This is a genomic window from Streptomyces sp. UNOC14_S4, assembly GCF_020740835.1.
GTDB lineage: Bacteria > Actinomycetota > Actinomycetes > Streptomycetales > Streptomycetaceae > Streptomyces.
In genome coordinates this window covers 1-9,435 of record NZ_JAINFC010000301.1, presented here as the reverse complement: position 1 = coordinate 9,435, position 9,435 = coordinate 1, and the positions used below count along the sequence as shown (strand labels likewise).

10 protein-coding genes are annotated in these 9,435 nt (G+C 71.2%); 7 read left to right on the top strand and 3 right to left on the bottom strand.

Annotation, left to right across the window (positions count from 1 at the left end; translation table 11 throughout):
* The 3 genes from K6I34_RS38970 to K6I34_RS24090 form a co-directional block, all read left to right on the top strand.
* A partial coding sequence (locus tag K6I34_RS38970; protein ID WP_374230996.1) for a hypothetical protein occupies window positions 1-1,126 on the top strand: 1,126 nt, incomplete at its 5' end.
* 56 nt (window positions 1,127-1,182) lie between these two features.
* Entirely contained in the window at window positions 1,183-2,748 is a 1,566-nt protein-coding gene (locus K6I34_RS24095; RefSeq protein ID WP_229328427.1) for a cell surface protein, read from the top strand.
* A gap of 4 nt (window positions 2,749-2,752) precedes the next feature.
* Window positions 2,753-3,871, top strand: coding sequence for a hypothetical protein (locus K6I34_RS24090; protein WP_229328426.1), 1,119 nt, complete (start codon window positions 2,753-2,755; stop codon window positions 3,869-3,871).
* A 364-nt stretch (window positions 3,872-4,235) separates the two neighbouring features.
* On the opposite strand, the gene K6I34_RS38965 is transcribed toward K6I34_RS24090, so the two are convergent.
* From K6I34_RS38965 to K6I34_RS24065, 3 genes are all read right to left on the bottom strand, one after another.
* Complete coding sequence (locus K6I34_RS38965) at window positions 4,236-4,823, bottom strand: Clp protease N-terminal domain-containing protein (protein ID WP_374230995.1); 588 nt, start codon at window positions 4,821-4,823, stop codon at window positions 4,236-4,238.
* 2 nt (window positions 4,824-4,825) lie between these two features.
* Window positions 4,826-5,050 (bottom strand): hypothetical protein, encoded by a 225-nt coding sequence (locus K6I34_RS24070; RefSeq protein WP_229328425.1) that lies wholly within the window; start codon window positions 5,048-5,050, stop codon window positions 4,826-4,828.
* A gap of 291 nt (window positions 5,051-5,341) precedes the next feature.
* Window positions 5,342-5,722 (bottom strand): SgcJ/EcaC family oxidoreductase, encoded by a 381-nt coding sequence (locus K6I34_RS24065; protein ID WP_229328424.1) that lies wholly within the window; start codon window positions 5,720-5,722, stop codon window positions 5,342-5,344.
* A 117-nt stretch (window positions 5,723-5,839) separates the two neighbouring features.
* On the opposite strand from K6I34_RS24065, the gene K6I34_RS24060 reads away from it, so the two are divergent.
* From K6I34_RS24060 to K6I34_RS24045, 4 genes are all read left to right on the top strand, one after another.
* Window positions 5,840-6,739 carry an AraC family transcriptional regulator gene (locus K6I34_RS24060; protein WP_229328423.1) on the top strand — a complete coding sequence of 300 codons (900 nt, stop codon included), beginning with the start codon at window positions 5,840-5,842 and terminating at the stop codon, window positions 6,737-6,739.
* Window positions 6,740-7,308: 569 nt separating this feature from the next.
* Window positions 7,309-7,899 (top strand): TetR/AcrR family transcriptional regulator, encoded by a 591-nt coding sequence (locus tag K6I34_RS24055; RefSeq protein ID WP_229328422.1) that lies wholly within the window; start codon window positions 7,309-7,311, stop codon window positions 7,897-7,899.
* Between the two features lie 74 nt (window positions 7,900-7,973).
* Entirely contained in the window at window positions 7,974-8,438 is a 465-nt protein-coding gene (locus K6I34_RS38700; RefSeq protein ID WP_308294047.1) for a hypothetical protein, read from the top strand.
* Window positions 8,439-8,535: 97 nt separating this feature from the next.
* The coding region (locus K6I34_RS24045; RefSeq protein ID WP_229328421.1) for an MBL fold metallo-hydrolase at window positions 8,536-9,435 on the top strand (900 nt) is incomplete at its 3' end.

Genomic DNA, 9,435 nt, shown 5'->3' with positions numbered 1-9,435 from the left:
CGTCAGCTTCGGGAAGCCGCGGGAGTTCTCCCGAGACGAGGGCATGGACCGAGACGGCTATGTGCTGCGGGCCGGCACGGACGCGGCCGACGGCCGTGCCGAACTGCGCGTCACCGCCGTCAACCCCGGGCCCGAGTCCGTCACCTGCGCGGCGATCACCGTCACGGTGCCGGCAGGCGAGGCCCCCGACGCCCTGACGGCCACCCCGGAGACGATCACTGCACGGGTGGAGGGCGCCACCGGCTGGCGGGCCGAACACGGAGGCGGCGGAGTCTTCCACGTACGCCCCACCGCGCCCGGCACCGAACTCAAGCCGGGCGAACGGCTTGTGGTCACACTCGCGGACATCACGGTCAACCAGGCGGTCGGCACGGCCGTGCTCGGCATCGGCGAGACGGCGGCCGACGCGGCCGGGACGCTGCGCGAGCGCGCGGCGGGCGGCAGGAAGCTGGTCAAGGCGCCCGCCGAGGCGATGCTGGAGGACTTCCGGCCCGACTGCACCATCGTGCCCAACGGCGAGACCGTCACACTGACCTGGAAATGCGTGGAGGGCCCGGACTACGAGCTCTTCTACGCCGACCAGCGCGAGGTCGTCAACCGCTGCATCACCGACGGCAACGGCGAGTGGAAGTCCCCGCCCCTGCACACGGCGACCGCGTTCATGCTGCTCGGCTCCACGGAGCAGGACGGCTCGCAAGTCACCTACGGCCTGACCACCGCCGTGACCGTCGACGTGCCCGACCTGGAGATCGGCAGCCTCGACGCCAACGGCGTGGTCCGGCTGTTCGGGCAGCCCCAGGAGATCGCCGGAGGCACGGAGAGCGGGACATGGATGTACACCGCCGCCACCGACGGCGTGATCACCGGCTACATCAAGACCAACCGCAGTGACGCGCCCGCCACGCTCAACGTCTTCGTCACGCCCCCTGACGTGAGGCAGCAGAAGTTCGCCACGCAGTCCTGGGACGCGCGGGGCGGCACCGACAACCAGGAGGCGAGCCTGCTGGTCCCGGTGCCCCGGGGCTCGACGGTGCGGGTGGTGCAGAGCGGCCCCAGCGGTTATCTCACCGCCGGCCTGACATGGTTCCCGTTCGGTACGGGGCCGCTGCAGGTACTCGAACCGTAGCCCCGCCGTCCCGCCCACGACCGTTCCGACAACTCCCCGCCCAGGAGGCCCCAGCGATGACCGACCTCACCCCCAACGGCATCGACGCCGCGTTCAGCGTCCCCGACTCGGGCGACGCCCCGGCCGCCGTCTACATGATCCGGGGCGGCTGGGCCGTCCACCACGACGCGGCCGCGACCGCGCCGCCACGGCGCGGGAACACGCTGCGCGAACTGTGGCCCCAGCTGCCGCCCACCTACTTCAGCGGCATCGACGCCACCTGCTCCACGGACACACAGCACGTCTACTTCTTCAAGGGCTCGACCTGCGTGCTGTACGACATCGCGGAGAACAGGCCGGTGGGCGGCGGCACCCCGGCGCAGATCGGCGACAGGCTCCCGGGCCTGCGCACCAGCGCGCCCGATTTCACCCAGGGCGTGGACGCGGGCATGGCGGCCTCCGACGGCACGGTGTACCTGTTCCGCGGTGGCCAGTTCGTCAACTACGACCTCGAGACCAACCGGGTACTGGAGCAGGGCACGCTGGAGAAGGACTGGGCGAACGACGCCTTCCCCGGATCCGAGGTCTACGGCGGCGTGGTGGCCGCCTTCAACCACCCCGCCACGCGCAACGGCTACCTGGTCCCGCCGGGCGGGAAGCGCTACGTCGAGTGCGACACCGACCCGGACGAGCACCGCGTCACGTCCGCCGCGAAGACGCTCCGGGACCGGTGGCCGTACCGCACGTTCCTGAGCGTGCTCGACGGACGCGACGGCAGGCTGTGGGTCTTCGACGCCGACGGCGGCCAGCCGATCCGGCAGACCCAGACCAGCCCGGAGGCCGGTGGCGCCGTGATCTCCCCCGACGGCTTCCGGGTCCTCGCGACCGCCAAGGGCGAGGGCGAGGGCAGCCTCTCGCTCCTCGACATCACCTCGGGCTCCCTCCGGACGGTGGGGGCGGGCGTCTGGCCGTACCGGGTGGCGGCCCTGTCGGACGGCTCCGCCGCGTACGTCACCAACCCCACCCGGGACACCGCGCACGCGATCGACCTCGTCACCGGTGCCGCCCGGGCCATCGACGTCGGGCGTGCGCCCGAGGGCGTCGTGGCCTCGCCCGACGGCACCCGCGTCTACGTCGCCACCGACGGGGATCCTGTGGTGGCGGTCGTGGACACCGCGACGAACACGGTCGTCCGGCGCTTCGGCGGCACGATCACCGCGAGGTGCGCGGCGCTGACCCCTGACGGCGAGGTCCTGTGCTTCGGCACGCCCAACGGTGTCGACAGGGTCGCCGTCGCCAGGACCGGGGGCACGGGCGAACCTCCCCTCGTCGGGGTGGGGCAGACGCCCGAACAACTCGCCGCGTCGCCGGACTCCCTGCTCGTCTACGTCGCCAACCGCGGCCACGAGGTCAAGGTGATCGACGTCCAGGCCGTCCGTGAGGTCGGCCCCGTACGGACGCCGCGCGACCGTACGAACGCGGTCGCCGTGTCCCTGGACGGGCAGCACCTTTACGTCACCTCCGAAAACGCCGACTCCGTGCAGAAACTGCCGGCGTCCGGCGGTGACCCCGTCACGGAGTTCGCCCTGGGCGCGTCGCTGGGCAATGACGCGTTCCTCTCCGTCGCCCCCGCCTGGGGGTGACGGAATGACACCGCGACGCCCCGAGGACAGCACCTGCGTCCTCACCTACGACGTGGGGAGCGACCCGGCCCCCATCCAGGTCTCCCTCGGCTCGACGCCGAAGAAGGCGACGCTGTACATCACCGTCACCAATCACCGGCAGAGCGCCGTCCAGGTGGAGTCCGTCCGCTTCTCGTTCCCCGTGGGCACCGGGCCGGAGGAGCTGAGCAACAACCCGGGCAGTGCCGAGCCGCAGGTGGACAACGACAAGTTCTGGCGGTTCGAGCTGGACGAGGAGCGCCCGGGCTCGGCCGTGCTCACCCCCAAGCGGTCCGCCACCCTCAGCGGTGGCGAACAACTGGAACTCACCCTGGCCCACATCGAGATCAACGCGACGGTCGGCACCAGCAGGCTGACCGTCGAGGAGGCCGTCAAGAACGAGGAGCCCGGCAGCGAGACCTGGCCCCTGGCCAAGGTCCCGGCGGGCTTCACCACCGGCGACTTCCGGCCCGAACGGATCCTCGTGCAGAGCGGCAAGCCCGCCGAGCTCACCTGGCGGGGGGACTCCCGCCCCGGGGCCACGTACACGATGCTGCACGACGGCGACCCGTGCGACGTCACGAACGTCCGCTACTGGGAATCGCCCCTCCTGCACCGCGACACCGCGTTCGCCCTCGTCGTGGAGGTGACGGAGGCCGGGAACACCGCCGAGTACGCGATGACGACCCTGGTCACCGTCGCCCGCCCCGACCTGGTCGTGAACGACCTGACCGTGAACGGGAACACCACGCTCACCCACTTCCCCGCCGGTTTCGACCTCGGTGACGCGCCGGAGCGCGTGTACACCGCCGAGACCGACGGTTTCCTCGTGGGCCACGTACGCGCCGACCAGGAGGTGCCCGAGGCCGAGGACCCGCCGCCCACCCTGACCGTCACGGTCAGCGCGGGCGGCACCGCGCGCGTCACCGGCGTCCAGTCCCGCGTCACGGAACGGGCGCCCGGCGACCCCGGGAGCAGGCTCACCGCCGTCGTCCCCCGGGGCGCCACCGTCACCGTCGCCCGTGCCGGCACCACGCCGAGCACGCACGGGCTCTCCTGGCTGCCCTTCGGCACCGGCGAGCTGAGGGAGGACCCCACCCGCTGACGTGGCGGGGCTCTGACGGGCACTCACGACAGCGTCGAGATCCACACCTTCCTGGGCGAGGAGCGAGGCCATGGCCCGGGGGAACTCCTCGGGGCGGTCGTTCATCGTCAGGACGACGACGGCGATCGTGGGCCGCGGGGCTCCGGTGCTCATGGAAGCGGGTCCTTCTGCTGGTGGGGGGGCATGGCTACGGGTGTGCGGCGAGTCCTGCCTGCCGCACCCAGCGCTGCCGCCGTCTGATCCTGGGACGGGCCACGGACAACGTGCGCTGCGACGACTGCGAGCTCGCCGCCCGGGAAGCCGCCCAGCGGCCGAGGGACAGTGTGGCGCAGCCTGCGGTAGCGCCCCGTAAGAGGGCTACCGCTCAGGCGGCCTGCTCCAGCTCCGCCAGCAGGCCCGCCCGTACGGCCTCCATGTCCGTGCCCAGCCTGACCAGCAGCTCGGCGGTCGGCTCGTCCCCCGGGTCCAGGATCCCGAGCAGCACGTGCTGGGTGCCGATGACGTTGTCCTTGCGGGCCAGCGCTTCTCGTAGCGAACGCTTCAGCACCTCCTTCGCCAGGGGCGTGAAGGGGATGTGCCCCTTCGGTGCGCCCTTCGTGGCCCTGCGCCAACGCCCCCGTGTCTGCTCGGGTGTTGCAGTGTGGTCCAGTGCCCCCGGACCGAACACCTCCTCGGCCCGGTCCCGTACGGCATCCAGGTCGATGCCGATCGCGCTGAGCGCGGCCGCGTCCTGTGCGCCGAGCTCACCCGCCCCGGCCGACGCGATCGCGGCCCGGCACGCCGCGGCCGTCACGCCGAGCCGCTCCAGCGTGGCCGCGCCGGGTACCCCCGTGCAGGAGGCGATGCCGAGCAGCAGGTGCTCGCTGCCGATCCACGAGTGGTTCAGCATCCGCGTCTCCTCCTGCGCGAGGACGACGACGGTGCGGGCTTCTTTGGTGAACCGCTCGAACATGCCTACCTCCTGGCGTGTTTCTTGTGCACTGCCTGCCTGCTGACCCCCAGGGCGGCCCCGATCTCCTCCCAGGACCAGCCCTGCGTGCGCGCGTTGTCGACCTGCAGGACCTCCAGTCGCTCGACGAGCCGCCGCAGCGCGGCGACGGCACGCAGCCCCACGCGGGGGTCGGCGTTCATGGCGGCCTCGGTGGTACCGACCGCGTCTTTCGCATGCGTTCCGGCCATGGTGTCAATGTATGTTGACAGCTCCAGTGTGTCAACGCTCGTTGACGCCGGAGACCGGACGGGACCTTCTCGTTCTCGGGGCGGCGGGGAGGTGGTGCACCGACCCGTGCGCGTGCCCGTCGATGAGGCTCAGCCGCCGCTGGTGGAGGCGTTGACCCGAGAGCAGGCCATCGACTCGCGGGCACGCGCCGCCTCCTGCGGGGAAAGGAAACGCCTCGCCCCCGAGTCCTGGCCGACATGAAGCTGCTGCAGGGCCGCTCCTTCGGGTAACTGGCGAGTCGAGCGGGTGGCTCACGCGGTGCCCAGCGGGTTGAGGACGGTGAACTGCCAGGCCCCGTCGGCGGACCGGCGGGCGACGTTCGCCGTCGTTCCCGTGGGCGTGGCCCGGGTTCCGTCCGGCGCGGTCGCTTCGAGGGCCCAGTCGACGACGATCAGCGCCGTGTCGTCCCCGGTCAGGCAGAACCTGGCCGTGTTGGCCAGGCGCGCCCCGGCCGCGACCGTACGGACGATTTCCGCGCGGAGTTCCTCCGGGCCGGTGAGGACCTCGCCGGCGGGGGTGCGCATCGTCGCGTCCGGGCTGAACAGCGCGAGGACGGCGTCGACGTCCCCGGCGTTGAGCGCGTCCTCGAACGCGAACGGAAGACGGGCGGGCTCGAGCACCTGCGTGTTCATGGCTTGCTCATTCCTTGGCTTGGATTCCGGGAGGCGGCCGCGATGGTCGATCGGCGCCGCCGCAGAACAGCATCAGGCACCGGCCCCCTCGGGTACGAGGTAAGGTCTGGTCCCGCCATGATCAATTCTGGACACATCGAGATCGTCGACCTCGGGTACGAGAACCCGGACCGGCCACGCCTGGGGCTGGAGGTGATGACCTTCGCGCAACTGCGCTCCCGCACGAGAGCACGAGTCGCCTCGTCACCGATCCGCGCGGACTTCCACCAGCTCACCGTGATCCGCTCCGGCCGAGGCACCGCGATGATCGATTTCGTCCCCCAGGACTGCCGGCCCGGAACCGTGCTGCACATACGGCCCGGCCAGGTCCAGCGGTTGCCCGCAAGACCGGACGGACGCCTGGCCGGCCTGGACGCGATCGTCCTGCTGTTCACCGCGGACTTCGCGCCGCACATGTCCCGCGTGACCTCGCTGCTCGACCTCGAGTTCGGGCCGACGGCGCTGGCAGCGCCGGTCAGCGAACGCGAAGGGCTTCACCAGGCCGCGGCGGAACTCGAGGCCGAATACCGGCTCCTCGGCACACGCGACGAGACCGCCACGAGACTTTCGGCCGAACTGCTCCGCCAGTTGCTGGGAGTGCTGCTCCTTCGCATCGCGCGGCTGCCGTGCCCGTCCGGGGCCGGCCCGGCCGGGGTGAACCAGGTCTTCCGCGCCTTCCGGCGTGAGGTTGAACGCTCCTTCGCGGCCACTCGGGATGTACAGGACTACGCCGCCCGGCTCGGATATGCGCCGAGGACGCTCACACGCGCCTGCCTCGCGGCGACCGGCAGAACTGCCAAACAGTTCCTGGACGCGCGAGTCGCGCTGGAGGCGAAACGTCTGCTCGTGCACACCGATCTGGCCATCGCCGCGGTCGGCCGCGCTGTCGGGTTCAGCGAACCGACCAATTTCGGGAAGTTCTTCGCCCGGGAAACGAACATGACGCCCGGCACCTTCCGGGCGAAGGAGCGTTCCTGAGCGCCTCCGGCGTTTTGTATCCCAGGATTTCTCGCATTGCTGCTGGTGGGGGTCAGCGGGTCTGTAACGCAAGGCCCCGCACATCACAGGGGGGCGCATGGAGCCCACTCGATCTGCCGGGTCACCCGGCCTTGAGCGTCGACCTCGAAGCAGAGCCAGAGATCTTCCTCGTCCCAACAACAGCGCATCCATGTCTTCACCCGCCAATGATGACCAGGTCCCCCCACTTGCTCACCAGGTCGATGCCGGAGGCGTGTTGGAGGATCACGCCATGCTGTTCGCAATTGATGAGGTGGGGCGTGTGGTGACGAGGCCTCCGAAGGCGGTGACAGGCCGGGTGCTGGCCAGCCTGCGGAACTGGGCGGCTGCCCAACGTCCCCAGGGCGGTCAGCAGGCCTGTTGCGCGCCGCTCGGGAACGGGGCGGGCGTTCGGCCGTACCCGGTGCCCGGCCCGGGGCGGTGATGTGTCGGCAGAGTGGCCCTGGCCCTGGCTCTGCCGCGTTCTGCACGGGCGGAGTTTTCGGAGGTTCAATCGGCCGGGCGCAATTTTTTCGCATTAAGGTGGACGCATGAGTACCCGAGCGACCACACGCCCCGGCGGGCGCAGCGCCCGCGTCCAGCAGTCCGTGCATCAGGCCGTCCGTGATCTGGAGGCGGAGGTGGGGCGGGACGCGCTGACCGTGCCGCTGATCGCCGCCCGCGCGGGGGTGACGCCGTCCACCGTCTACCGGCGCTGGGGGGACCTGCGGGAACTGCTGTCCGATGTCGCTGTCGAGCGGCTGCGTCCCGACGGTCCGCCGGCCGACCACGGCAGCCTGCGGGCGGACCTGGAGGCGTGGGCGGTGCAGTTCGCGGAGGAGATGGCCTCGACGGCGGGGCGTACGTACATCCGCGACGCCCTGCTGGGCGACCCCGAGCAGGGCAACGCGGTTCGCTGCTCCGATTACGCCGCCGAGCAGCTGAAGGCCATCGGGGTGCGCGCGGCCGGGCGTGGGGAGGGCGTGCCCGATGTGGAGACCCTGCTGGACACCCTCGTCGCCCCCCTCATGTACCGCGTTCTGTTCCGCCCCTCGGATCTGTCGGAGGCCTACACCGACTGGCTTGTGGCGTCGGCGCTCGGCCGGGGCGCCGCTCCGCTCCCTCCGGCAGCTAAAAGCTAAAGGTTTGCGTTTTGGGGCGCGCGGAGCCTAATCTGCCTAACGCAAAACATTTGCCTTTAGGTGTGAGGTGCTCCGTGCTCAGCGTCCTGGCCCCGCCGTCCCCTTCCCGCCGCCTGCCCGTTCCGGGCCGCCGCAGCGCCTTCCCCCTTCACGCCTCCATCCTGGTCGCCCTGCTGGCCGCCTCCAGTGCGCCGACCCTCCTCTACGCCCTCTACCAGGCCGAATGGCACTTCTCGGCGCTGACCGTCACCGTCGTGTTCAGCGCCTACGCACTCACCCTGCTCGGCGCCCTGCTGACGGCGGGCACTCTCTCGGACCACCTCGGCCGGCGCCCCGTCCTGATCGGTGCGCTGCTCGCGGAGGCCGCCGCGATGCTGCTGGCCCCGGCCGCCCCGGACGAACGCGTCGGCACCCTTGCCGCCTGCTACGTCCTCAGCTACCTGGCCATGAGCATCCCCGCCGTCCTCGTCGGCCTCCTGACCAACCGCTACGGCCTGCGAACCGCGGTCTTCCTCTACGCCGCGACGTCATCCTGCTGACCCTGACCGGCCTCGTCCGCTCCGTGCGGCAGCCGACCACCGGCTGACCGGATCCCGCCGTCCCGCACCGCGCCGCGCCGTCCGAAAGGACCCATCGATGAGCACCACCACGCCCCGTCAGACCACTTCACCCGCACGCACGGGATGGAGCCTCGGCGACATCGCGGTACGCCGTGTCGACGAGATCGAACTGCCGCGCCGGACCGGACCCTGGCTGCTGCCGGACGCCACCAAAGAGGTGCTGGACGAGGCGCCGTGGCTGCGCCCGGACTTCGCCGACGCCGACGTCCCCCGTCTGGCGAGCCACAGCTTCGCGGTAGAGGCGGCCGGGCTGCGGATCGTCGTGGACACCGGCATCGGCAACGCCAAGCCGCGCGCCAACCCGGCCTGGAACGGACTCGACACCGACTTCCTGCGGCGCCTGGCGGCGGCCGGTTTCCCGCCCGAGTCCGTGGACCTCGTGATCACCACGCACCTGCACACCGACCACGTCGGCTGGAACACCCGTCTCTCCAGTGACGACTGGGTTCCCACCTTCCCCAACGCCCGCTACCTCACCAGCCGCACCGAATGGGACCACTGGGCCGCCACCGACCTGGACGAGGCCCGACGCCAGATGTTCCGCGACTCCGTCACCCCCGTACGCGACGCCGGACAGTACGACCTCGTGGACGTGCCCGAGCAGGGGCACGAGGTCGCGCCGGGCGTCCTGCTCATCCCTGCCCCGGGCCACACACCGGGACAGGTTGCCGTCGAACTGCGCGGCAGCGACCGCCACGCGCTGATCACCGGCGACAGCATCCACCACCCCGTGCAGCTCTCCCACCCCCACGTGCACAGCTGCGTCGATATCGACCCCGCCCAGGCCATCCGCACCCGCGCCCGGCTGCTCGACACCCTGGCGGACGGTGCCGGCCGTGGGCTGTGGGAAGTGGGTGCCCAGGAGCAGCGCGTCGGTGTCCGCCAGGGTGTCGAGCAGCCGGGCGCGGGTGCGGAT

Bases quoted from the DNA above. Each gene is read 5' to 3' on its own strand.
- K6I34_RS24070 (WP_229328425.1), bottom strand. From the start codon at position 5,050: ATGGCCGGAACGCATGCGAAAGACGCGGTCGGTACCACCGAGGCCGCC.
- K6I34_RS38965 (WP_374230995.1), bottom strand. From the start codon at position 4,823: ATGTTCGAGCGGTTCACCAAAGAAGCCCGCACCGTCGTCGTCCTCGCG.
- K6I34_RS24090 (WP_229328426.1), top strand. From the start codon at position 2,753: ATGACACCGCGACGCCCCGAGGACAGCACCTGCGTCCTCACCTACGAC.
- K6I34_RS24095 (WP_229328427.1), top strand. From the start codon at position 1,183: ATGACCGACCTCACCCCCAACGGCATCGACGCCGCGTTCAGCGTCCCC.
- K6I34_RS24065 (WP_229328424.1), bottom strand. From the start codon at position 5,722: ATGAACACGCAGGTGCTCGAGCCCGCCCGTCTTCCGTTCGCGTTCGAG.
- K6I34_RS24055 (WP_229328422.1), top strand. From the start codon at position 7,309: ATGAGTACCCGAGCGACCACACGCCCCGGCGGGCGCAGCGCCCGCGTC.
- K6I34_RS24060 (WP_229328423.1), top strand. From the start codon at position 5,840: ATGATCAATTCTGGACACATCGAGATCGTCGACCTCGGGTACGAGAAC.